The sequence below is a fragment of the Allobosea sp. 05T439 genome (assembly GCF_056396005.1).
The window spans coordinates 305,459-327,523 of record NZ_JBFTKP010000003.1 but is presented as its reverse complement, the minus strand read 5'-3'; the positions used below and the strand labels follow the sequence as shown (position 1 = coordinate 327,523).

General features: G+C 65.5%; 20 protein-coding genes and 1 pseudogene. 12 read left to right on the top strand and 9 right to left on the bottom strand.

Translation table 11 applies throughout. The features are described 5' to 3' along the window. The 3 genes and pseudogenes from AC1DIO_RS05555 to AC1DIO_RS05545 form a co-directional block, all read left to right on the top strand. Positions 1-402: pseudogene (locus AC1DIO_RS05555) on the top strand (hypothetical protein); the annotation flags it as partial. A 178-nt stretch (positions 403-580) separates the two neighbouring features. Further along, positions 581-2,926 (top strand): OmpA family protein, encoded by a 2,346-nt coding sequence (locus tag AC1DIO_RS05550; protein ID WP_476853218.1) that lies wholly within the window; start codon positions 581-583, stop codon positions 2,924-2,926. 11 nt (positions 2,927-2,937) lie between these two features. Beyond that, entirely contained in the window at positions 2,938-3,720 is a 783-nt protein-coding gene (locus tag AC1DIO_RS05545) for a hypothetical protein (RefSeq protein ID WP_441504776.1), read from the top strand. Positions 3,721-3,778: 58 nt separating this feature from the next. Here AC1DIO_RS05545 and AC1DIO_RS05540 read toward each other — a convergent pair whose 3' ends face one another. Both AC1DIO_RS05540 and AC1DIO_RS05535 read right to left on the bottom strand, forming a co-directional pair. After that, entirely contained in the window at positions 3,779-4,672 is an 894-nt protein-coding gene (locus AC1DIO_RS05540; RefSeq protein ID WP_441504775.1) for an alpha/beta fold hydrolase, read from the bottom strand. Between the two features lie 134 nt (positions 4,673-4,806). After that, positions 4,807-6,888, bottom strand: coding sequence for a transglycosylase SLT domain-containing protein (locus AC1DIO_RS05535; protein ID WP_476853217.1), 2,082 nt, complete (start codon positions 6,886-6,888; stop codon positions 4,807-4,809). A gap of 172 nt (positions 6,889-7,060) precedes the next feature. On the opposite strand from AC1DIO_RS05535, the gene dapA reads away from it, so the two are divergent. From dapA to smpB, 3 genes are read left to right on the top strand one after another with little or no spacing between them, the layout of a single operon-like run. After that, positions 7,061-7,954 carry a 4-hydroxy-tetrahydrodipicolinate synthase gene (dapA, locus tag AC1DIO_RS05530; RefSeq protein ID WP_441488731.1) on the top strand — a complete coding sequence of 298 codons (894 nt, stop codon included), beginning with the start codon at positions 7,061-7,063 and terminating at the stop codon, positions 7,952-7,954. A gap of 52 nt (positions 7,955-8,006) precedes the next feature. Further along, on the top strand, positions 8,007-8,327 hold the full coding sequence (locus AC1DIO_RS05525) for an FMN-binding negative transcriptional regulator (RefSeq protein WP_476853216.1): 321 nt from the start codon (positions 8,007-8,009) through the stop codon (positions 8,325-8,327). Continuing rightward, positions 8,324-8,797 (top strand): SsrA-binding protein SmpB, encoded by a 474-nt coding sequence (gene smpB / locus AC1DIO_RS05520; protein ID WP_441488729.1) that lies wholly within the window; start codon positions 8,324-8,326, stop codon positions 8,795-8,797. Before AC1DIO_RS05525 ends, smpB begins: the two co-directional genes overlap by 4 nt. A 94-nt stretch (positions 8,798-8,891) precedes the next feature. On the opposite strand, the gene AC1DIO_RS05515 is transcribed toward smpB, so the two are convergent. The 6 genes from AC1DIO_RS05515 to AC1DIO_RS05490 all read right to left on the bottom strand — a co-directional run bounded on the left by AC1DIO_RS05515 (position 8,892) and on the right by AC1DIO_RS05490 (position 15,944). Beyond that, a complete protein-coding gene (locus AC1DIO_RS05515) occupies positions 8,892-9,626 on the bottom strand; it encodes a superoxide dismutase (RefSeq protein ID WP_476853215.1) in 735 nt (244 codons plus the stop codon). 120 nt (positions 9,627-9,746) lie between these two features. Then, positions 9,747-10,367 (bottom strand): LabA-like NYN domain-containing protein, encoded by a 621-nt coding sequence (locus AC1DIO_RS05510; RefSeq protein ID WP_476853214.1) that lies wholly within the window; start codon positions 10,365-10,367, stop codon positions 9,747-9,749. Positions 10,368-10,544: 177 nt separating this feature from the next. After that, complete coding sequence (gene pyrE, locus AC1DIO_RS05505) at positions 10,545-11,129, bottom strand: orotate phosphoribosyltransferase (RefSeq protein WP_113518167.1); 585 nt, start codon at positions 11,127-11,129, stop codon at positions 10,545-10,547. A 217-nt stretch (positions 11,130-11,346) separates the two neighbouring features. Next, a complete protein-coding gene (locus AC1DIO_RS05500) occupies positions 11,347-13,554 on the bottom strand; it encodes a RelA/SpoT family protein (RefSeq protein ID WP_476853220.1) in 2,208 nt (735 codons plus the stop codon). Positions 13,555-13,702: 148 nt separating this feature from the next. Then, positions 13,703-14,095, bottom strand: a complete 393-nt coding sequence (rpoZ, locus tag AC1DIO_RS05495; protein ID WP_069877018.1) for a DNA-directed RNA polymerase subunit omega — start codon at positions 14,093-14,095, stop codon at positions 13,703-13,705. A gap of 97 nt (positions 14,096-14,192) precedes the next feature. Next, the gene (locus tag AC1DIO_RS05490; protein WP_476853213.1) at positions 14,193-15,944 is read right to left on the bottom strand and encodes an ATP-binding protein; all 1,752 of its coding nucleotides are present in this window, start codon (positions 15,942-15,944) and stop codon (positions 14,193-14,195) included. A 193-nt stretch (positions 15,945-16,137) separates the two neighbouring features. Here AC1DIO_RS05490 and AC1DIO_RS05485 point away from each other — a divergent pair, with 193 nt between their 5' ends. From AC1DIO_RS05485 to AC1DIO_RS05475, 3 genes are read left to right on the top strand one after another with little or no spacing between them, the layout of a single operon-like run. Beyond that, positions 16,138-16,890 (top strand): pyridoxine 5'-phosphate synthase, encoded by a 753-nt coding sequence (locus AC1DIO_RS05485; RefSeq protein WP_476853212.1) that lies wholly within the window; start codon positions 16,138-16,140, stop codon positions 16,888-16,890. A gap of 9 nt (positions 16,891-16,899) precedes the next feature. Beyond that, a complete protein-coding gene (gene acpS / locus AC1DIO_RS05480; RefSeq protein ID WP_113518170.1) occupies positions 16,900-17,304 on the top strand; it encodes a holo-ACP synthase in 405 nt (134 codons plus the stop codon). Between the two features lie 14 nt (positions 17,305-17,318). After that, complete coding sequence (locus AC1DIO_RS05475; RefSeq protein WP_476853211.1) at positions 17,319-18,383, top strand: DUF2332 domain-containing protein; 1,065 nt, start codon at positions 17,319-17,321, stop codon at positions 18,381-18,383. A gap of 207 nt (positions 18,384-18,590) precedes the next feature. Here the strand turns inward: AC1DIO_RS05475 and aqpZ are convergent, their stop codons facing one another. Continuing rightward, positions 18,591-19,289 (bottom strand): aquaporin Z, encoded by a 699-nt coding sequence (gene aqpZ, locus AC1DIO_RS05470; RefSeq protein WP_441488723.1) that lies wholly within the window; start codon positions 19,287-19,289, stop codon positions 18,591-18,593. 335 nt (positions 19,290-19,624) lie between these two features. Here aqpZ and lepB point away from each other — a divergent pair, with 335 nt between their 5' ends. The 3 genes from lepB to era are packed head-to-tail and all read left to right on the top strand — an operon-like array spanning position 19,625 to position 22,039. Further along, positions 19,625-20,392: a signal peptidase I gene (gene lepB / locus AC1DIO_RS05465; protein WP_476853210.1), complete on the top strand. Its 768-nt coding sequence runs from the start codon at positions 19,625-19,627 to the stop codon at positions 20,390-20,392. 11 nt (positions 20,393-20,403) lie between these two features. After that, positions 20,404-21,135, top strand: coding sequence for a ribonuclease III (gene rnc, locus AC1DIO_RS05460; protein ID WP_441488721.1), 732 nt, complete (start codon positions 20,404-20,406; stop codon positions 21,133-21,135). Further along, complete coding sequence (gene era / locus AC1DIO_RS05455) at positions 21,128-22,039, top strand: GTPase Era (RefSeq protein ID WP_476853209.1); 912 nt, start codon at positions 21,128-21,130, stop codon at positions 22,037-22,039. The genes rnc and era overlap by 8 nt, the downstream gene beginning before the upstream one ends. Positions 22,040-22,065: the final 26 nt, after the last annotated feature.

The following is a 22,065-nucleotide window of genomic DNA, read 5'->3' as shown; positions in this document are numbered from 1 at the left end:
CTCGCCGCTGCGGACATCGTCATCGACCAGACCACCGGTCGCTCGAAGCTGACCAAGGGCTTCGCCATCACTGCTGGCCTGAAGCACTACTGGACCCCGACCATCCGTTCGGAAGTCTATGGTTCGTACTCCGAGCTCGACATGGGCGCTGCGGTCCAGAACGGCCTCGGCACGCTCCAGAGCGGTCCGGTCAAGCTTGACCCGAAGGAGTTCATCATCGGCACCAACCTCGTCTGGACCCCAGTTTCGGGCCTGGATATCGGCGTGGAAGTTCTCTACTCCAAGGTTGAGCTGAAGAACCGCATCGGTCAGGTCAACAACTTCGGCGTTCGCAACAACAACCTGCTGATCAAGTCGGACGACGCCCTCACCGGCCGTCTGCGCATCCAGCGCGACTTCTGATCGGTTCTCCGATCCTAGTCGGAAAGCCCCGGGGAAACCCGGGGCTTTTTTCGTTTGGATATCGAGGGTTAGGCCTGTTCACTCACTTGACAGGGGCGGGCGAACCGTCCTGACTTGGCGCCCTGGGGACGGTGATCGGTAAGGGCCTGACAAGTCTGTGCCGACGCGGGGAGCGGGAATGGCGCAGCCGGCAAACTGGTTATGGGGGCTCGTGCCGCTGGCGCTGCTCTGGAGCGCCAGCAACCTCTATCTGGATGATGCGATTCAGGACGATGTCAGTCGCCGTGCCATCGCGGTGGCGACGCAGGTCGCCGGCGAGGCGCCCGGCGCAAGGCCGGTCATGGCGCTCGTTGCCGGACGCGATGTGCTGATCGTGGGCGAGGCGCTCTCGGCCGATGGCGCTGCCAAGGCCATGGTGCAGTTGCGCGGCGAATTCGGCATACGCCGGGCGCTCGGGGGCCTGTCCCAGGTCGTCGCGCAGAAACCCTATAGCTGGTCGGCGACGCGCGAGCGCGATGCGGTGACGCTGAGCGGCTTCGTTCCCGATGAGGCGACGGCAACCGCCAACATTGCCGCGGCGAGTGCGGCCGTCCCGGGATTGCGCGTCGACGATCGCCAGATGCTCGCTTTTGGCGCGCCTGCCGGTTTTGCCGCCGTAACGCAGAAAATGCTCGGTGAGCTGGCCGGACTCTCGAGCGGCAAGGTGGCGCTGGACGACACGCGCTTCTGCATCGAGGGCAAGGCGACGACGCCGGAGCGCTTCCTTGCGTTGCGCGAGCGCACTGCATCCCTGGGGCAGGGTGGGTTCACCGCAGTCGAGTGCAGCCTCGAGCCGCCGACGATGGCGCCTTATCGCTGGTCTGTGGAGAAGAGCGCGGATGGCGGGCTGAGCGTCACCGGCTTCTACCCGTCGGATGAGGCGAGGCAGCAGATTTCCGCGGCCCTGCGGCGCAGCTTTCCCGAGCCCACTCGGATCGACGATCAAAGCAAGCCGGCCCTTGGCGAGCCGGGCGCTTTCCTGGTCAAGGTCACGCGCGCCATTGGCGATCTTGCCCGGCTCCGCCGCGGCAAGGCCGAGCTCGATGCCGGCAGCTACAGGCTGTCCGGCGACGGGCCCGAGGATTTCGAATCCTGCCAGGCCTTGCAACTGCTGATCGCGCAGACGGACGGGCCGGATTCGGTTGCGCAGGCCAACATCATCTGCCCGCCGGCGCCCCCTCCTATGCCAGCCCTGCCGGAGATTCCACCGCTCTTTGTTCCGGCCGAACCTCCTGCGCCTTCGGAGCCTGCAACACCTCCTGCGCCTCAGCGCGGTGAGGTGCCATCGCCCGGCAGCTCCCACGCCAGTGCCGGTGAGGCGAAGGCGCCCATCCCGGTACGCGCTGTGCCCGAGCGCACGGTTCCGCTGCAATGGCGGGCGGAGAAGACCGAGCAGGGCGTCGTGCTGAGCGGCCTCGTTCCCGACGAGGCGGCGAGACAGGGCGTGCTGCAATCGGCCGACCGCGGGGCGGATGCGGGTCGCATCGCTGATCGCATGACGGGTGAACCGAAGCTGCGTGAAGCTCCGGATTTCGGCACGGCGACCAGCTTCCTGCTGGATCTGCTCGGCAGGATGAGCAACGGCGTGGTTTCCATCGAGGGCACGCAGGCTTCGCTCTCGGGGGCCGTTGCCGACGAAGGGGCCTGGCGCGAAATCGAGGCCGCGCTCCGGCAGCAGCCTTTGCCGGGAGGCCTCACGGGCGCGCCGGATCTGGCGGACCTTGGCCTGCGCCCCTTCGGTCTGACGATTTCGGCGGATCGCTCGGGCGTCGGCCTGTCCGGCTATTTGCCTGATGAGCAGACGCGCTCGGCGCTTCTGGCGTTGCTGGACGGCTCACCCTTGCAGGGCAAGATCGTGGACGAGACGCGCATCGTGCCCGGAGCGCCTGCCGGTTTCGGCGGCGCAGCTCGCGTCGCCGTGACCGATCTGCTCAGGCTGGATCTCGGCACCGCGCGCCTGGTCGATGGCAAGGTCGAGCTGCAGGGGTTGACCTGCCGCGAGCTGATCAAGGGCGAGGTCGAGACCAGCGCCGCGAGCGGGCTGCCTGCCGGCTTTTCAGGCCAGGCGGAGATCGGCTTGCGCCAGACGGGTTGCGTCACGGAACCGCCCAACACCTGCCAGAACGACCTCGATGCCTTGACCAAGCGCCAGTCCGTGCTGTTCGGCCAGGGCACAGCTGTGGTCGTGCTCGATGCGACCACGGAACGGGCCATGGCGGAAGCATCCGCGATCCTCAAGCAATGCCCGGATGTGCGCGTCACGGTCGAGGGGCATGCCAATCTCGATGGCGAGCGGCGCGGGTTCGACAATGTCGATCTTTCGAACCGGCGCGCTCGGCGCGTGCTTGATGAGTTGGTCATACGCGGCATCAGCGCTGCCCGGCTCGAGCCGAAGGGCTTTGGCGCGCAGCGACCGCTCGTTCCCCATGACGAGCCGGAGGCGAAGGCCATGAACCGTCGCGTCCAGTTCACGGTCGAGAAGTAGGGATCGCTGGCATGCTCTACCTGGCCACCCAGTTCGCATGGTTCCTGCTCGCGGCCTTCGGCATCGGCCTAGCCATGGGCTGGATCACCTGCACAGGAGGGAAGGTCCGTTTCTGGACCAGTCCGATCACCCTGCTCGTGGGGGTCTGGGCCGTGGTCGCCGCGCTCACCTGGCTGCAGGTGGTGAATGGTGTTGCCGCGCTCTGGCTGGAGACCGCGCTCCTTTATGTCGCGGCCTATCTGGCGGGCTGTTGTCTCGCCTGCTTTGTCCGCACGATCTTCGCTCACCGCGATTCAGTTCTCGCCATAGCCGGCGCCAATGCCGGTTCGATCCCTGAGACCCCGGCCGGGCCTGCTGTCGCTGCGTTGAAGCCGGTCTTGGTGCAATCGGCCCCGCTGCTGGACAAGGTCGAGGGCGAGGACCTGATCTCCGGCAGGCGGCCATCCGGCCTTGTCGCGGCGCGCAGCGGGAAGGCCGACGATCTCAAACTGATCAAGGGCATCGGCCAGCAGAACGAAGGCAGGCTGCACAGCCTCGGGATCTGGCATTTCGAGCAGATCGCCGCCTGGACCCCCGAGAACATCGAGTGGGTCGGCCATTATCTCGCCTTTCCCGGCCGGATCGAGCGTGAGGACTGGGTCGCCCAGGCGTATTCGCTCGCAGCCGGCATCGAGACCGCGTTTTCGACACGGGCCCGCGCCGGTGAGGTCGAGGCCTCGCGTGACGATGGTACGCAGGGGCAGGGCAATGTCGCCGGCGTCCCCGAAGACGGAGCCGACGGCAAGCGGCGGTAAATCCTCGATTTCAGTGAGCCCGGCGTGTTGCGACCGCCGGGGGGGGGCGGCCCAAGACTCAGGCGGCGCGCTTCTCCGCCTTGCCGATCAGCTTGCCAATGCGCCGCACCATGTCCTTMGATCCGAGCAGGGGCGCATGGCCCTGTCCCGGTGCGACGAAGATCTCGCAATCGGGATGGCGCTCCCCCATCTCGCGCAGCGTCTCCTCCGAGAGAAGATCGGAATTGGCGCCACGGATCGCCAGAATCGGCACGGCGTTCAGCCCGGCGAAATAGGTCCAGAGCACGGGCAGCGGCGCCTCGAGGTCGAGTTCCTCCAGGATCTTCATCAGATTAGGGTCGTAATCGGTGACGAGATGTCCATCGCGCTCGGTCCAGGTCCGACGCGCCATTATCTCCCATTCCCGTTCGCCGAAAGCCGGGAATTGCTGGTCAGACAAGCGCTTGAGGATTTCGGCGCCTTCGACAAAGCTGCGCGGGCTTGGCAGCTTGCCGACATAGCCGCGGATCCGCAGCAATCCGCGCGCATCGATTACCGGGCCGACATCGTTCAGGACGACGCCCTTGATCATGGCCGGGCGCGCCGCCGCCAGCGCCATCGTCAGCAGGCCGCCGCGCGAGGTTCCGACGAACACGGCGGCCTCGATGCCGGCCGCCGTGAGCAGCTGCATCATGTCGTCGAGCTCGACCCGAATATCGTAATTGGCCCAGTTCCTGTCATAGGCGGAGCGCCCGCGTCCGCGGTAATCGAGCGCCAGGACGCGCCGTGGTTTGGCCTCGTCCCCTGCCAGCGCCATCGCCAGTTCGTGGAAGTCGGCGGCCGTTCGCGCCAGCCCCGGCAGGCAGACCACCGGCAGGGCGTGCGAGGCGAGGGGACCGTAATCGCGGGCGTGGAGCTTCAGGCCGTCGCGGGCACTGATAAAGAAGGAGCGGAAACCGCTATCAGAATCCATTCGCCCTCCGGCGGCGCTGCAAGAGGCTGGACTAAAGCATCTTCAGGCGAAATGGGCACTGGTCCCAGTCAAGAAAATCCGCCGGAACGGAGCAGGCGAGGGGGGCTCCGGCCGTGAAGGGCCGGAGATCCCGCCTAATCCCGCGTCCAGGTCCGCTTCAGGTCGTAATCGATCAGATAGGCGGTACGCTGGTTCAGCCTCTGCCGGTAGACCTGCAGGTTCTCCATCACACGCTGGACGTAGTTGCGCGTCTCGTAGATCGAGATGCGCTCGACCCAGTCGACGGCATCGACATCGCTTTTGCGAGGGTCGCCATAGGCGTCGATCCAGCGCTTCACATTGCCGGAGCCGGCATTATAGGCCGCGAAGCTCAGGATATAGGAGCCGCGCCATTCCCGGATCAGGTCGTTGAGATGGGCCGCGCCCATCTGCGCCGAATAAAGCGCATCGCTGCCGAGCCGCGGAAGGTCGAACGGCATATTGGCCCGTCGGGCCGTTTCCCGGGCCGTCGCCGGCATCATCTGCATCAGCCCGCGTGCGCCGGCATGCGAGACCGCATTGGGATCGAAGGCGCTTTCCTGCCGGGCGATGGCGTGGACGATCGCCCGCTCCATCGGGTCGCCCAGCACGGGGAAGTCCGGCACGCCGGAGGTGGGGAACGCAGCGGTGTCGAGCGGGAAGCCGCGCTGCAGGGCGGTCTTGCCGATCGTCAGCAGGGTCCTGACATCGCCTTCACGGCTGGCGATCGCGGCCACGGCTTCCAGCGCGGTCGTCGTATGCAGGCGCTGCGACAGATCGACCAGCATGGTGGCTGCAAGATCGCGCGCGCCGATCTGGTAGAGGAGGCGCACACCCTGATGACCGGGCAAATGTTCGAGCGCCGCCGATTCCGTCGTGCGGATCGGCAGGTCCGGTAGGCCGAGCTTGGCCCGGGCAAGCTGACCGTAATAGGCGACGGAATGAGCCGCCGCGCGCTCATAGGCCTCCTGGGCGCGCTCGGTCAGCCCGATCGCTTCGGCCGCGCGGCCTTGCCAATAGGCGACGCGCGCGACCGAGACCGGCGTTTCCGCCCATTTGGCTGCCTCGTCGAAATGGGCGAGAGCCAGGCCGGGCTGATCCCGAAACCGCAGCGCGATCCAGCCTGCGTGCCATTCCGCGTCGATGCGCTCGGCGGCGCCTTCGGCGCCATGACCGGCTGCGACCTCATAGGCCTTGGCGGCATCGCCCTCGTCGAGAAGCTTGCGCGCGATCAGGCGCCGCTCCGTCCACCATTCGTCGCCATCGCCGAGCAGGGCCGGGTCGCGCGGTACCTTGGCGAGAATCTGCGCGGCTTCGCCGGCCTTGTTGGCGCGCCGGGCCTGCTGCACCTGCAGAAAGGTGAAGGAGAGATCGTTGCGGAGCGACGCCGGTACGGCCGCTATCAGTGCGGGCGCGATCGTGCCCTTGGACTGCGCGCTGGCGAGCCGCGCCTTGGCGAGCAGGACATAATCGGTGGAGACACGCGCGGCATTGCGCAGCGCCGCCGCATTGTTCTCCTCAAAGAGATAGCGTTCCGTGCGCAGGCGATGGTCGGTCACTGTGAGCCGGTCGCCGAAGCTGTTCAGGACGATCGCTTCCAGCGGCGCGCCGAGATGGTCGCGCCGCCAGGTTTCGCGGATCAGCACCATCGCATCGTCGGGCTTGCCGTCAGCCTTCAGGGCCATGGCCAGCGCCACGCGGCCGACCGGGCTGATCGGGCGCTGCGCATGGAAGAAGGCCCGGATCACGGCCACGCTTTTCTTCTCGGCAATCAGCGCGGCCTCGGCGCGGCGGCGGAACAATGTCGTTGCCGGATAGTTCGGATAGGTCTCGAGAAAGGCGTTGATGCGGGCAAAGCCCACCGTGCTGCCGCCGAAGCGGATCGCGGCCCATTCGAGCATGGCGCGCGTCGCGCGGTCGTCGAAGGCCGAGGCGAGGGCATCGCCCTCGGTCACCGCACCACGGCGATAGGCCTCGACCGCAGTCTTGAGAGCGCCCTGATCGGCTGGCGCGTCGGCGCGCAACTGCTCGTCGGGCGAGCGCAGGAGCGTCGCCGTCGTCGCAGGATCGGCAATGGCCGCAACACGGTCCTTCTGCAGGACGTGGTCGGCGTCGTTGGTCGCTTGGGCACTCGCAGTCACAAGGAGTGCAGGCACGGCCCATGAAAGGAGCCGTCGAGAGGCAGGCAGCCGTACCATGGTGGATTTCCCCGGGATGGCGCTTGGACTTCGATGGTCGGCGAAGGGTCTTGATGGACCGTTAACTAACGTGCAAGCGATTTTTGACGGGCTTTCGCCTTTGCGCATGCGGTGGGAGGCGGTATGTCTGTCGCCCGCTACACACGGATTTTGTTCTTAGGACGGCTCGATCATGACCAAGCATGCGCCTATCACCGGCTCGCTCACAGCCTTGGTGACCCCGTTCAAGGGCGGCAGGATCGACGAGGATGGCCTGCGCGCGCTGATCGCCTGGCAGATTGAAAGCGGCAGCCATGGCTTCGTGCCCGTGGGCACCACCGGCGAGAGCCCGACGCTCAGCCATGACGAGCACAAGCGGGTCATCGAGATCTGCCTCGATGCGGTAAAGGGTCGCGTTCCCGTCATCGCCGGAGCCGGCTCGAACAACACGGCCGAGGCGATCGACCTCGCGATCCATGCCGAGAAGGCCGGTGCGCCGGCGCTGCTGGTGGTCACGCCCTATTACAACAAGCCGACCCAGGAGGGCATGTACCAGCACTTCAAGGCGGTGAACGACGCGGTCGGCATCCCGATCATCATCTACAACATCCCGCCGCGCTCGGTGGTCGACATGTCGGTCGAGACCATGGCGCGGCTCTACGAGCTGAAGAACATCGCGGGCGTCAAGGACGCGACCGCCAATCTCGCCCGCGTCTCGCAGCAGCGCCACGCCATGGGGCCGGAGTTCATCCAGCTCTCGGGCGAGGACATGACGGCGCTGGCCTATATGGCGGCCGGCGGCCATGGCTGCATCTCGGTTGTCGCCAATGTTGCGCCGCGCCTCTGCTCCGAATTGATGGTGGCCGCGCTCAAGGGCGATTTCGCTGGTGCGCTGAAGGTCCAGGACCGGCTCGTGCCGCTGCACGACGCGGTGTTCAAGGAGCCGGGCCTTGCCGGCGCCAAGCATGGGCTCAAGCTGCTCGGCCGGATCGAGGAGGAGGTTCGCCTGCCGCTGATGCCGGTGACGCCCCCGACCGGCAAGGTTATCCGCGAGGCCATGGTTCACGCCGGGCTGTTGAATGCCTAGATAGAGAGTTGCGTTCGCCCGGGGTGCTCGGCGAACCGCCCCGGAGCCGCTGATGTACGAACCGAGCCATTTCAAGGTTGAAGACCGGGACGCGTTGCACGGCGTCATTCGCGCGTATTCGCTCGCCATAGCGGTGGCGGCCGGCGCCGACGGCCTTCTCGCCGACCCCGAGCCGTTCATTGCGGCGCAGGCCCGCGGCATTGTCGGCATCGAAACCGAGATCGCCTCGATCATCGGCAAGTTCAAGCTCAGCCAGAACCGGCAGGACGCCGACAGGCTGGGAGTTCTCAACGGCCTGAGTGCTGACTCCGAAACGGAGTCGCAGGCCATGGCGGGTCTCGTGAAGACCTATGGATTTGGTCACCCGGCATGAGCAAGCCTGATCCCGAGCGCTATCGCCTCGCGGCCGATAACCGCAAGGCGCGTTACAATTACGAGATCATCGAGACGCTCGAGGCCGGCATCGCGTTGCAGGGCACGGAGATCAAGTCCCTGCGCGGTGGCAAGGCGACGATCGGGGAGAGCTATGCCGGGCCGATGGGGACCGAACTCTATCTGTTCAACGCCCATATCCCGGAATATCTCGAAGCCAACCGCTTCAACCATGATGTCCGCCGGCCGCGGAAGCTGCTGCTGCATCGTCGTCAGATCAACAAGCTGATGGGCGCGATCCAGCGCGACGGCTTCACGGTGATCCCGCTCAAGGTCTATTTCAACGACAAGGGCCGCGCGAAGGTCGAACTCGGGCTTGGCCGCGGCAAGAAGCTGCATGACAAGCGCGAGACCGAAAAGACCCGCGACTGGAACCGCGACAAGGCGCGGATCATGAAAACCGGCGGCTGAACCGACAGGGCTTTCCGCAAGGCGACCGTCACGGAAAAAGGGCCGCGCGAGCGGCCCTTTTCCTTTCTCGGGGCGTCCATCCAAAAACAGAAGGTTAGATCATCGCCTTCTTGAAATTGGCGTTGGCCTTGTCCCAGTTCACCGTCTTCCACAACGCCGCCAGATAGTCGGCGCGGCGGCTCTGGTGCTTGAGATAATAGGCGTGTTCCCAGACATCGACACCGACAACCGCCTTGGCGCCGAGTTCGAGCGGGGTGTCCTGATTGGCGGTGCTGACGATCGCGAGCTTCTTGTCCTTGCCGACGACCAGCCAGGCCCAGCCGGAGCCGAAGCGGCCCAGGGCGGCGGCGTTGAGCTTGGTCGCCATATCGCTCACCGAACCGAGCGAGGCCTCGACCGCGCTCTTGAGTTCGGGTGAGGGCTGCTCCGCGCCGCCCGGCGTCATCAGTTCCCAGAAGAACGTATGGTTCCAGTGGCCGCCGACATTGTTGCGGACGCCGGTGCGAACGTTCTCGGGAACCGCGCTGAGATCGGCCAGCACGGTCTCGATTGGCGTCGTCCTCAGGTCCGCCCATTGATTGGCCAGCGCGTTGGCGTTGTTCACATAGGCCTGATGATGGGCGGTGTGATGGATACGCATGGTGGCGGCGTCGATATTGGGCTCCAGCGCCTCATAGGCATAGCCGAGCGGCGGCAACGTGAAGGCGGGTGCAGCCGCCGGTGCGGCGGGAGCAGGCGTAGCCTGCGCCAGGACGAGAGCGGGCTTGGCGATGACGAAAACGCCCGCGGAGCTCCCCGCGAGCCCGGCGAGAAAATGACGGCGATGCATGATGAGGCCTCCCAGTCCCGTTGTTGCCATAGCCGGCCCGGCCGAATCACATGGCGGCCTGGGGCCTCGCTCCAACGGTCGTATCACAGCCCCTGACCACACGTCAGTGGCGTGCCGAAATCAGCCTTCGACCGGTTCGTCGCCCTGGCGGATGCCATAACGGCGTTCCAGTCCGGGATGGCCGGGCGTGCCCGCAGCGCCACTGCGCGGTGCGCGCTCCGAGGGGTCGCGCCCGATTTTCGCCATGAGATGCGAAAGGTCGAGGAACTCGTCGCATTGGCGGCGCAACTCGTCTGAGACCATGGGGGGATTGGTCGTGATGGTCGAGACCACCGAGACCTTTACACCCTTGCGTTGCACGGCTTCAACCAGTGGGCGAAAGTCACCATCGCCCGAGAACAAGTAGATCTGGTCAAGATGCGGCGCTAGTTCGAGCATTTCAATGGCGAGCTCGATGTCCATATTGCCTTTGACCCGGCGGCGACCGGTCGCATCGGTGAATTCTTTGGCCGCCTTGGTGATGACCCGGTAGCCGTTATAGTCGAGCCAGTMGACCAGTGGTCTGATCGACGAGTACTCTTCGCTTTCGACCAACGTAGTGAAGTAAAAGGCCCGGATGAGGTTGCCTCGTGCCTGGAATTCCTTCAACAGTCGACGGTAATCCATGTCGAAGCCAAGCTGCTTCGATGTGGCATAGAGGTTTGCCCCATCGATAAAAAGCGCGATGCGCGGCTCCGCCATGGGAACGACTCCAGTAAAAATCGAATCAAATACGTCAGATCGAAAGGATAGCGGTCAGGCAATGTCGAAAGATCGGCGAATTCTGATCAGCCAAGCACTAATTATGTGGCCACTTGCTGGAGTCTTGCAAGTGCGCTTGCTCAGGCTGGTCAGTTTCCTTGAGCCCCGCAGGGCCCTTCAGCTGGCGAGCCCCCGGCTGCCGGGCTTGACCGCCGGGATGGCGGCGAGCTCGGGCGGCAGCGCGTCAGGAGCATAAGCCGGGATATCGAGAGCGACGAGGCTGACCAGTCTGACGCCGAGATCGGCCTTGCCGGCGGAACGGTCGACCAGGCAAGCGGCGCCGAGAATCTGGCCAGGTTCACCAGCGATCGAGGCCAGGCATTCGCGCGAGGAGAGGCCGGTGGTGACGATGTCCTCGACCATCACCACGCGCGCACCGGCGGGGATGGCGAAGCCGCGGCGCAGCTTGAACTGTCCGTCCTCGCGTTCGACGAACACCGCCTTGGCCTTGAGGTGCCGTGCTGTCTCGTAGCCCGGCACGATGCCGCCAACCGCGGGCGAGACGACATAGTCGACCTTTCCGAATGTGGCTTCGATCTTGGCGGCAAGCGCCTTGCAGAGCCGCTCGGTGCGGACCGGGTCCTGGAAGATGAACATCTTCTGCAGGAAGACCGGGCTACGCAGGCCGGAAGACAGGATGAAATGACCTTCAAGCAATGCGCCGGCATCGCGGAATTCGGCCAGGACCTCGTCGTCGGTCATCGGTGCGCCTCGCAGATGGAGTTGATCCCATTGCCTGCGACGGGCACAGGCGAGTGCTTTTGCGCCGGAATGGACTGCGTTTCAAGCGTGGGCCCGAGCGGAGCTGTGGAAGGCTGCCAGCGCATCGGCCGGAATATCGTATCCGGTCCGATGATCTGACCGCCTGTGATTGCATGGGCTTGCCCGAAAGCCGCAATTCATTTTTCGGGCCGATGCTTTAGCCGACGACGCGCTCGACTCGGCTGATCACCCGTTTCTCCCGCAGCTCGCTGATGATGGCGCTGAGATGTTTCAGGTCCCAGACCGTGAGATCGATGGTGACATCGGTGAAGTCCGGCGTCGGCCGCACCATCGTCACCGCATCGATATTGCCGTCATGCTCGGCGATGGTGGTGGTGATCTGCGCCAGCGAGCCGGGCTCGTTGATCGAGTTGAGGGCGATGCGCGCCGGAAAGCGCTGGGGCGTCTTGTCGTCGAGGTCCCAGCGCACGTCGAGCCAGCGATCGGGCTCGTTGTCGAAGGCCGCCAGCGAAGGCGACTGGATCGGATAGATCGTCACGCCTTCGCCAGGCGTCAGGATTCCGACGATGCGATCGCCCGGCACGGCACCGCCATTCGGCGCGAAGCGCACCGGCAGATCGCCGCCGAGGCCGCGGATCGGGATGGCATTGGCGCCCGGCGTCTCGCCGGGCAGCTTGAACTTGAGATTGTCGCCCTTGCGCAGCTCGAACCAGCCCTTGCCGTTGCTTTCGCCACGGGCTTCGGGCGTGGACCGCTTCTMCGGCTCGAGATCGGGATAGACCGCCTTGACGACGTCGCCCGAGAACATCTCGCCGCGCCCGACAGCGGCGAACACGTCGTCGACGGCGGTGCGGGCCAGCCGCTTGAGCGCCGCCTTGAGCTTTTCGTCGGTGAAGACACGCTCGGCGCGCATGAAGGCGCGTTCGAGGATCTGGCGGCCAAGGCCGGCATATTGCTTGCGTACGGCCGCGCGCGTCGCCCTTCGGATCGCGGCGCGCGCCTTGCCGGTGACGACGAGCGATTCCCAGGCCGCGGGGGGCACCTGCCCGTCGGCGCGGGTGATCTCGACCTCGTCGCCATTCTGCAGCTCGGTGAGCAGCGGCGCGATGCGGCCATTGATCTTGGCGCCGACCGCGGTGTTGCCGACATCGGTATGGACCGCATAGGCGAAGTCAATCGGGGTCGCCCCGCGCGGCAGGGCGATCAGCCGGCCCTTGGGCGTGAAGCAGAAGACCTGGTCGTGGAAGAGTTCGAGCTTGGTGTGCTCCAGGAACTCTTCGGGATTGTCGCCCTCTGCGAGCAGGTCGACGGTGCGCCGCAGCCACTGATAGGCCCGGCTTTCATCGGCCGCACCGGAGAGCTCGGTGGTCCGTCCGTCCTTGTAATGGGCATGGGCCGCGATGCCGTATTCGGCGATGCGGTCCATCTTGTCCGTGCGGATCTGCAGTTCGACGCGGCTATGGCCCGGACCGACCACCGTGGTGTGGATCGAGCGATAGTCGTTCTGCTTCGGCGTCGAGATGTAGTCCTTGTAGCGCCCCGGAACCATCGGCCAGGTCGTGTGGACGATCCCGAGCACGCGGTAGCAATCCTCCAGCTGGTCGACGATGACCCGGAAGCCGAAAATATCCGAAAGCTGCTCGAAGGAGACCGACTTGCGTTCCATCTTGCGCCAGATCGAATAGGGGCGCTTGCGTCGTCCGGCGACCTCCGCCTGGATGCCGCGCGCGGCCAGCTTCTCCTTGAGATCGATCTCGATCGCGCTGATCACGGAGCCTTCGCGCTCGGTCACCTCTTCCAGGCGCTTGGTGATGGTGGAGTGGGCTTCCGGCTTGATATGGCGGAAGGCCAGTTCCTCCAGCTCCTCGCGCAGCTCCTGCATGCCCATCCGCCCGGCGAGCGGGGCATAGATCTCGGCCGTCTCCTCGGCGACGCGCAGCCGCTTCTCGGGCGGGACGAAATGCAGGGTGCGCATGTTGTGCAGCCGGTCGGCGAGCTTGACCAGGAGCACCCGAACATCTTCGGCGATGGCCAGCAGCAGCTTGCGGAAATTCTCGCCCTGGGCCGCCTTCTTCGAGACGAGGTCGAGTTTCTTGATCTTGGTCAGGCCGTCGACGAGCCGGCGGATATCCGGCCCGAACATGCTCTCGATCTCTTCGAGAGTGGCTGCCGTATCCTCGACGGTGTCGTGCAGGACGGCGGCGACGATCGTCGCATCGTCCAGCTTGAGATCGGTCAGGATCGCCGCGACTTCGAGGGGATGCGCGAAGAAGGGGTCGCCCGAGGCGCGCTTCTGTGTGCCATGCGCGCGCATGGCATAGACATACGCTCGGTTGAGCAGGTCTTCGTCGGTATTCGGATTATAGCTCCTGACCCGGTCAACGAGCTCGTATTGCCGCATCATGCCCATGCGGGCCCCTGTAACGCCTGCCAAGAATTGCAAAGGTTCAATATCGGCACGGCGTTCCGGCGGGGCAAGGCGATTCTATGCAGGGTAGGCATGAAAAAGCCCGGCAATGCCGGGCTTTAGCGTGGACAGGTGAACGCTTTGATCAGTCTTCGTCGTCGGCGCTCTCGGTCGGCGGCACGAGGCCGTCGAGGCCGCGCAGCAGATCTTCCTCGCTCATGCGGTCGAACTGGACTTCCGAATCGGGCGTCGCTGCGCTGGACGGGCCGCTGGTCAGGAGCGGCACAGTCTCAGCCTCAGGCTCGTCGACCTCGACATGCTTCTGCAGCGAGTGGATCAGCTCTTCCTTCAAATCTTCGGGAGTGAGCTTCTCTTCGGCGATTTCGCGCAGCGCCACGACGGGGTTCTTGTCGTTGTCGCGGGGAACCAGAATCTGCGTGCCCGAAGCGATCATGCGGGCGCGGTGGCTGGCCAGCAGAACCAGCTCGAAGCGGTTCTCGACCTTGTCGATGCAGTCCTCAACGGTAACGCGAGCCATTGAACGGCTCCTTCTGATCTTGGCGATGCAGGGAAAGATTGATGTGAGCCGGCCATACAGGCAAAGCCGGGCGGATGCAAGATTTTGCTGCGCGCGCTTACCAGCTCTCGCCCTGCATCCGGCTGACCAGCTCGTCGAGCCTGGGCTCACGATGGGCCAGGCCGTCGAGGATCGATCCCCCCGCCATCGCCGGCAGCTCATGCGGCGCAAGCTCGGCAAAGCGCATGCGCATCGGCGTCGCCACGCCCTCGCCGAAGGCGATCGCCTCGCGATTGCCGATGGCCGATAGGAAGCCGATCGTGCTCGCCGAGGCGTCGGCAATGGCCGAGCGGATGATCTGCTGGTCGCGGTCATTGGCGAGCCGCATCGCAAAGATGGTCGAGCATTGCGACAGGATCGTGGGGTCGAGCTCGCCCGGGCGCTGGGTCACGACGCCGAGATAGGCGCCGTATTTGCGGCCTTCCTTGGCGATGCGGGCGATGGCTTGCCGGGTCGGTGCGAAGCCGAGCGACTGATCCGCCGGCACATAGCGATGGGCTTCCTCGCAGAGCAGCAGCACCTCGTAGCCGCCATGGCTGAACATGGCGAGATCGAAGGCGATGCGCGCCAGCACGGATGCGACGGCGTTGACGACATCGGCCGGCAGCCCGGCGAGCTGGAACACGCAGATCGGCCGGCCATGCTGCGGAATCCGGAAGATCTGGCCGATCACCTGGCCCATGCCTTCGACCATGTTCGCGCGTGCGAACATGAACTGGTAGCTCGGGTCGCCATAGAGGGCTTCGAGACGGACCTTCAGCGATCGCAGCGCGGCACGCGGATAACGGATCTCATGGAGCCCCATCAACTCGTCCAGGACGGCGAGCGCGTCGACCATCCTGTAGGGCAGGGGGGCGTCGCCGCTGGAGGCTGCGCCCCCGGCCGCCGACCGCCGCGTCGTCGGATCGAGCGGCCGCTTCAGCAGCGAGGCGCCGAGGTCGCGTGCGAAATCCTGGGCTGCGGGCTTGCGATAGCGGGCGCGGGCCGCGGCGATGACCTCGCGCAKGATGTCGATCTCGTCGAGATCGGGACGGCCGCGAAAGACGACATCGGCAAATTCTTCGAGGCGGAACATCCAGAAGGGCAGGTCGAGGCTTTGCGCATCGGTGACCACGGCCTTGTCGGGAAAGGCGTGGGCGTATTCGTTGTGCGGATCGAGGATCAGCACCCGCAGATGCGGCTTTTCGGCAATCGCCTTGCGCAGCAGCAGCGAGACGGCGCTGGACTTGCCGACACCGGTCGTGCCGACCAGCGCGAAATGGCGCGACAGCAGATCGTCGATGCAGACGGTCGCCAGAATGGCGGCATCCTGCGTCAGGTGTCCGATGGCGACGCCGGCCCTGGCGCCGAGGTCATGCACCAGGGCAAGATCATGAGCCCGGATACGGTGCGCGATCGCGCCGACCGGCGGATAGGTGGTGATGCCGGTCTGGAAAGAGGTGCGTCCGCCCTCGGCTTCCAGCACCTCGCCGAGCAATTCCACTTCGATATGGACGGGATTGTCGGCCAGTTCGTCCCAGAATTCCCTGACGGCCTTGATCTCATAGACCATGCCGACGATCCGGCTGCGGCCGAGATTGATCGAGATCATCCGCCCGATCGTCCAGGCCTCGGGCGTTGCCGTGCCGGCGCGTGGCATGATGGTGCCGATCGTCGCACGCGCGCCATTGCATGACAGAACGCGGCCGATCGACCGGTCGGCCACCTGGCCGGCGGTGCGACGGTCCGGAATGATATCGTTTTCGAACTGGCCCTGATTGACGGAAATCTGCACGGCCCTGGGTCCCTCGATCTGATCTGGGTCAGGCATGAAAGGAGCGCGCGCGCTTAAGATTGGTTTCCAAGCCGCGGCAGCTTGGCGGCGCGGTTAGCAAATCACGAAGAAGCCCGGGAAAGCTCTCGCGATATCCATCAGCGAACGTGGTCCTGCCGATCAATTTCCGTGCCTTGAGCCGGACCGGGCCAGGCGGTATGCACGCTGGCAACGGGCGAGGGGACTTGTGATGACAAATGGCCGGTTGCGACTGGGCGTGAACATCGATCACGTTGCTACGGTGCGCAATGCGCGTGGCGGAGCCCTGCCCGATCCGATCCGCGCCGCGCATCTTGCGGTCGAGGCCGGAGCCGACGGCATCACGGCGCATCTGCGCGAAGACCGGCGCCACATCCGCGATGCCGACATCGAGCGGCTGATGGCCGAACTCACCGTGCCCCTGAATTTCGAGATGGCAGCCACGGCGGAGATGATCGCGCTGGCTGAGCGCCTGAAGCCGCATGCGGCCTGCCTCGTGCCCGAGAAACGCGAGGAGCGCACGACCGAAGGCGGGCTCGATGTCGTCGGGCAGGAGCGTTCTTTGGCGCCAGCGATCGCGCAGCTCAACGCGGCGGGCTCCAGGGTGTCGCTCTTCATCGAGCCGGATGCTGCTCCGATCAGGATGGCGGCCAAGCTCGGCGCGCCGGTGGTCGAGCTGCATACCGGAACCTGGTGCCATGCCGTCATCGACGGCAAGCGGGACAAGGCCGATGCCGAGTTCCGCCGTCTTGCMGAAGGGGCTGCGCTTGCGGCCTCGCTTGGACTCGAAGTTCATGCCGGCCATGGGCTCGATTACGACACCGCGCGCGAATTGGCGGTCGTTCCCGATTTCGTCGAGTTCAATATTGGCCACTTCCTGGTCGGCGAGGCGCTCTTCATCGGCTTGGAGCAGGCGATCGTGCAGATGCGTGCAGCCATGGACGAAGGGCGCGCGGCCAAGTAGACCGGCTGCATGATCCTCGGCATCGGCTCCGACCTCTGCGATATCCGCCGCATCGAGCAATCGCTGGAGCGGTTCGGCGAGCGCTTCACCCATCGCATCTTTACCGAGGGCGAGCGGGCCAAGTCGGACCGCCGCGCCACCCGGGCGGCCTCCTATGCCCGCCGCTTCGCCGCCAAGGAGGCCTGCTCCAAGGCGCTTGGCACCGGTCTGAGTCGCGGCGTGTTCTGGCGCGATATGGAGGTGGTGAACCTGCCCGGCGGCCAGCCGACGATGCGGTTGACCGGCGGCGCCGCCGAGCGCCTCGCAGCGATGCTGCCGCCAGGGCATGAAGCCTTCGTCCATGTCTCGCTKACCGATGATCCGCCAATGGCGCAGGCTTTCGTCGTGATCGAGGCGCGACCGCTTCTTCCCTGACAGGGAGTACGGGCATGTCTGGTGGTGTCKGCGACGCGGAACGCGAGGAGCGTGCCCGTGCGAGCTTCAGAGGGCAGGTCGAGGCCTGTCGCAGGCTTGGATCCCCCTTCACGGCGCTGTTCTGCGAGGTGATGGCGGCGCGGCTCGATCAAACCAGTGGTTTTGGCCGGCGCGCGCTTGGCTGGCCGGGCGACCCCGTTGCCGACGCGCTGCCCTTGCGGGCAGCCGGTGCCTTCAACGCCCTGGCACGCTCCGGAACGATGCCCTCACTGCAGGCACTCTACCCGCCGGCTCTTGCCGGCGCGGACGCATTGTGGAGCGGCCTTGCCGCAGCCATCGACGCCCATGACGCGGATCTTGCCGCCTATTTCGACAGCGCCCCGCAGACCAATGAGGTGAAGCGCTGCGCCGTGCTGCTCGGTGGTGCCCTGATCGTTGCCCATGATACCGGCCTGCCGCTCGATCTTCTGGAGATCGGCGCGAGCGCCGGGCTCAATCTCGGTTTCGAGCGCTATCGCTACGCGCTCAGTGCCGCCAGCTGGGGGCGCGACGATGCGCCGGTCACGATTCGCAGCGAATGGCGCGGGCTGCTGCCTCCGCTCGATGCCGCGCTTCGCGTGGCGGCGCGGCGTGCCTGCGACCTCAATCCGCTCGACCCATCGCAACCGGCCGATCGCGCCCGCGTCCTCTCCTATATCTGGCCGGATCAGGCCGACCGCCTGCGCACGACGGAAGCAGCTTTTGATGCGGCGTCTGCTGCCTCATGGCGCGTCGAGCGCGCCGATGCTGCCGCCTGGGTCGAGGCGCGGCTGGCCGAGGCGGCCGCGCCGGGCAGCGCCCGCATGCTGATGCACACCATCATGTGGCAATATCTGCCCGAGCCGACCAAGCAGCGCATCGTTGCGGCCATGGCTGCGGCGGGGGCTGCCGCGACCGCCGAGCGCCCGCTGGCCTGGCTGCGCATGGAGCCGGACGGCAAGCCTGGCCATGCCGCGGTGACCCTGACGCAATGGCCGGGGGCAGTGGAGCGTGAACTCGGGCGCGCCGATTATCACGGCCGCTGGGTCGAGTGGCACTGAGGCGGGTTAGGGCATCGGCCCGAAAAGTGGATTGCGGTTTTCGGGACAAAGCCGATGCAAACACAAAGGGTTAGATCATCGGACCGGACGCGGTTTCCTGTCCGATGATCTAGGCCGATAACGCAAAACGGGCCGGAGCTGCGCGCACCCGACCCGTTCGAACCACAGGAAACGAGGCGCCGGACCGAGCCGGCGCCATCTTGACGGCTATTCGGCCGTGTCGGACTTCAGCCAGCGATAGAGCACGCCACCAAGAGCGCCGCCGATCAGCGGAGCGACCCAGAACAGCCAGAGCTGCTGCAGCGCCCAGCCGCCGACGAACAGGGCAGGGCCGGTGCTGCGCGCCGGATTGACCGAAGTATTCGTCACGGGAATGCTGACCAGGTGGATGAGAGCGAGGCCGAGGCCGATGGCGAGCGGTGCGAAGCCTGCCGGCGCCTTGCCATGGGTCGCGCCCATGATGATGAAGATGAACATCATCGTCATGACGACTTCCATCAGGAAGCCTGAGAACAGGCTGTACTGGCCCGGCGAATGTTCGCCATAGCCGTTCGAGGCAAAGCCCTTGGCGAGATCGAAGCCAGGCGCGCCCTTGGCGATCATGTAGAGAATGAAGGCGCCGGCGATCGCACCGATCACCTGCGCGACGATATAGGGGAGGACCTGTCCGGTGGGGAAACGCCCGCCGGCCGCGAGCCCGACGGTGACCGCCGGATTGAGATGGCAACCCGAAATATGGCCGATGGCATAGGCCATGGTGACGACCGTCAGGCCGAACGCAAGTGAGACGCCGAGCAGCCCGATACCGACCTGCGGGAAGCCTGCGGCGATGACCGCACTGCCGCAGCCGGCGAAGGTTAGCCAGAATGTGCCGATGGCTTCAGCCGCATATTTCTTCGAGCTCATACTGATTCCCCCAGAGGTTGTGACCAGCTATCAGTGAACCTGGGCTCGGAATGCGTCAATTACGCTACTGCGGGGCCGCCCTTCACCTGCGGCAGGGGTCGATCTTCGCCGGCTGCTGCTTGGCCTGGGGCAATGTCGGGGCGGCGCGATTGCGTCGCCTCAATTGCGGCAGGTCCGGACCTGCGGGCAGCCGGGTAAATTCGCGATGACAGAACCAATGTTGCGTTGCGATGCCGGGCGGCCCTGTTCGCGCCATCTTGTGCGAGGATATCGCGTTGTCCCCGGCCGTACATTCCGCTATGCCGCGCCTCGGAACTGATGAAGGAGCGCCCCGGGTGGCCAACGACGCCGAAATCAAGAGCAAGACGGCCAAGGACGAGGGCGGCATCCTTGAGACGATCAAGGTCGTCGTCCAGGCGCTTCTCATCGCGCTTGTCATCCGCACGCTGTTGTTCCAGCCCTTCAACATTCCGTCGGGCTCGCTGATCCCGACATTGCTGATCGGCGACTATCTCTTCGTCTCCAAATACACCTACGGCTATTCCAAGCACTCGATCCCGTTCAGCCCGCCGCTGTTCAAGGGCCGGGTCTGGGCTGCCGAGCCGAAGCGTGGCGACATCGCCGTCTTCAAGCTGCCGAGCGACAATTCCACCGATTACATCAAGCGCGTCATCGGCCTGCCGGGCGACCGCATCCAGATGATCGACGGCATCCTCCACATCAACAACCAGCCGGTGAAGCGCGAGCGCATCGCCGACTTCGAAACCACCGACAACTGGGGCCGCAGCACCAAGGTCATCCAGTATCGCGAGACGCTGCCCGAGGGCGTCAGCCACAACATCATCGAGCGCGAGGGCGACACCGGCACCTTCGACAACACGCCGGTCTTCCGCGTGCCCGAAGGCMATTTCTTCATGATGGGCGACAACCGCGACAACTCGCTGGATTCGCGCGACCGGAGCGTCGGCTACGTGCCTTTCGAGAACTTCGTCGGCCGCGCCGAGATCATCTTCTTCTCCATCGACGACGGCGCCTCCGCCTGGCGTGTCTGGGAATGGCCCTGGACCGTGCGCTGGAACCGCCTGTTCAGCACGATCAAGTGACGAAGCCGCAAGTGACGAAGCCGGGGGACAGCGGGCGTAAGACGCCCGACCTCGCTCGGCTCGAGGCGAAGCTTGGCCATGTCTTCGCCAATCGCGCCCTGCTTGAAACCGCCCTGACCCATATGAGCGCCGAGAGCTCGCGGCTCGGCAGCTATCAGCGGCTCGAGTTCCTGGGCGATCGCGTCCTGGGATTGAGCGTCGCCGACATGCTCTTCGAGCGCTATCCGCAGGCCGAGGAGGGCGACATGTCGCGCCGCCTGGCCGATCTCGTGCGCAAGGAGACCTGCGCCGAAGTCGCGCTGGGCTGGGATCTCGGCAGCTACCTGAAGCTCGGCGACGGCGAGATCCTGGGCGGCGCCCGCAAGAACAAGGCGATCCTGGCCGATGCCTGCGAGTCGATCATCGGTGCGGTCTTCATCGATGGCGGTTATGCTGCAGCAAGAGGACTGGTCGAGCGCGCTTTTGGCGAGCGCCTGCTGAAGCCGGTGCGCCCGTTGCGCGATGCGAAGACCGCGTTGCAGGAATGGGCGCAGGGCAAGGGCTACCAGACGCCGACCTATACCGAGCGCGGCCGCTCGGGCCCGGACCATGCCCCGCTCTTCCGGGTTGCGGCCCGGATCGCGGGATTGATCGACGCCGAAGCCGAAGGGCGCTCCAAGCGCCTCGCCGAACAAGCTGCTGCCGAGGCGTTCCTGCGCCGCGAGGGGCTCTGGAACGAAACCATGGGAGATGACAATGGCTGAGGCCGACAAGCCCACACGCTGCGGCTTCGTTGCGCTGATCGGCGCGCCCAATGCCGGCAAGTCGACGCTGCTGAACAAGCTCGTGGGCGCCAAGATCTCGATCGTCTCGCGCAAGGTGCAGACGACGCGGACCCAGGTGCGCGGCATCGCGCTCGCCGGCGCGGCGCAGGTCATCTTCGTCGACACGCCCGGCATCTTCGCACCCAAGCGCCGGCTCGACCGCGCCATGGTGACGAGCGCCTGGGGCGGCGCGACCGATGCCGACCTGATCGGCGTGCTGATCGATGTCGAGCGCTTCGACAATGAGGAGAACACGAGGCTGCTCGAAAAGCTCGCCGAGCTGAAGCAGCCCAAGTTCCTGGTCCTCAACAAGATCGACACGATCGAGAAGGAGAAGCTGCTCGCCATCACGACGCAGCTGAACGAGCGGGGCAAGTTCGAGACCACCTTCATGGTCGCGGCGCTGACCGGCTATGGCGTCAAGGACATTCTCGACTGGCTCGAGACGCGCCTGCCGCTCGGCCCCTGGCTCTATCCGGAGGACCAGATCTCGGATGCGCCGCTGCGCTTCCTCGCCGCCGAGATCACGCGCGAGAAGATCTTCGAGCGCCTGCACGACGAATTGCCCTATCGCTCGACCGTCGAGACCGAACAATGGCAGCAGCGGCCCGATGGCTCGGTGCGTATCGAGCAGACGATCTATGTCGAGCGCGAGGGCCAGCGGAAGATCGTGCTTGGCGAGGGCKGCCAGACCATCAAGGCGATTGGCCAGAAGGCTCGCGTCGAGATCGCCGAGGCAGCCGAGGCCAAGGTCCATCTCTTCCTCTTCGTCAAGGTTCGCGAGAACTGGAGCGACGATCCGGAGCGCTATCGCGAGATGGGGCTGGAATTCCCCAAAGGCTGAACCGGCCAAGGCTCGACTGGCAAGGG

What these genes read in the sequence shown, in the direction of transcription:
- AC1DIO_RS05545 (WP_441504776.1), top strand. Translation starts at nt 2,938, where the DNA reads ATGCTCTACCTGGCCACCCAGTTCGCATGGTTCCTGCTCGCGGCCTTC.
- aqpZ (WP_441488723.1), bottom strand. Translation starts at nt 19,289, where the DNA reads ATGAGCTCGAAGAAATATGCGGCTGAAGCCATCGGCACATTCTGGCTA.
- AC1DIO_RS05535 (WP_476853217.1), bottom strand. Translation starts at nt 6,888, where the DNA reads ATGGTACGGCTGCCTGCCTCTCGACGGCTCCTTTCATGGGCCGTGCCT.
- AC1DIO_RS05550 (WP_476853218.1), top strand. Translation starts at nt 581, where the DNA reads ATGGCGCAGCCGGCAAACTGGTTATGGGGGCTCGTGCCGCTGGCGCTG.
- pyrE (WP_113518167.1), bottom strand. Translation starts at nt 11,129, where the DNA reads ATGACCGACGACGAGGTCCTGGCCGAATTCCGCGATGCCGGCGCATTG.
- rpoZ (WP_069877018.1), bottom strand. Translation starts at nt 14,095, where the DNA reads ATGGCTCGCGTTACCGTTGAGGACTGCATCGACAAGGTCGAGAACCGC.
- dapA (WP_441488731.1), top strand. Translation starts at nt 7,061, where the DNA reads ATGACCAAGCATGCGCCTATCACCGGCTCGCTCACAGCCTTGGTGACC.
- AC1DIO_RS05515 (WP_476853215.1), bottom strand. Translation starts at nt 9,626, where the DNA reads ATGCATCGCCGTCATTTTCTCGCCGGGCTCGCGGGGAGCTCCGCGGGC.
- AC1DIO_RS05525 (WP_476853216.1), top strand. Translation starts at nt 8,007, where the DNA reads ATGTACGAACCGAGCCATTTCAAGGTTGAAGACCGGGACGCGTTGCAC.
- smpB (WP_441488729.1), top strand. Translation starts at nt 8,324, where the DNA reads ATGAGCAAGCCTGATCCCGAGCGCTATCGCCTCGCGGCCGATAACCGC.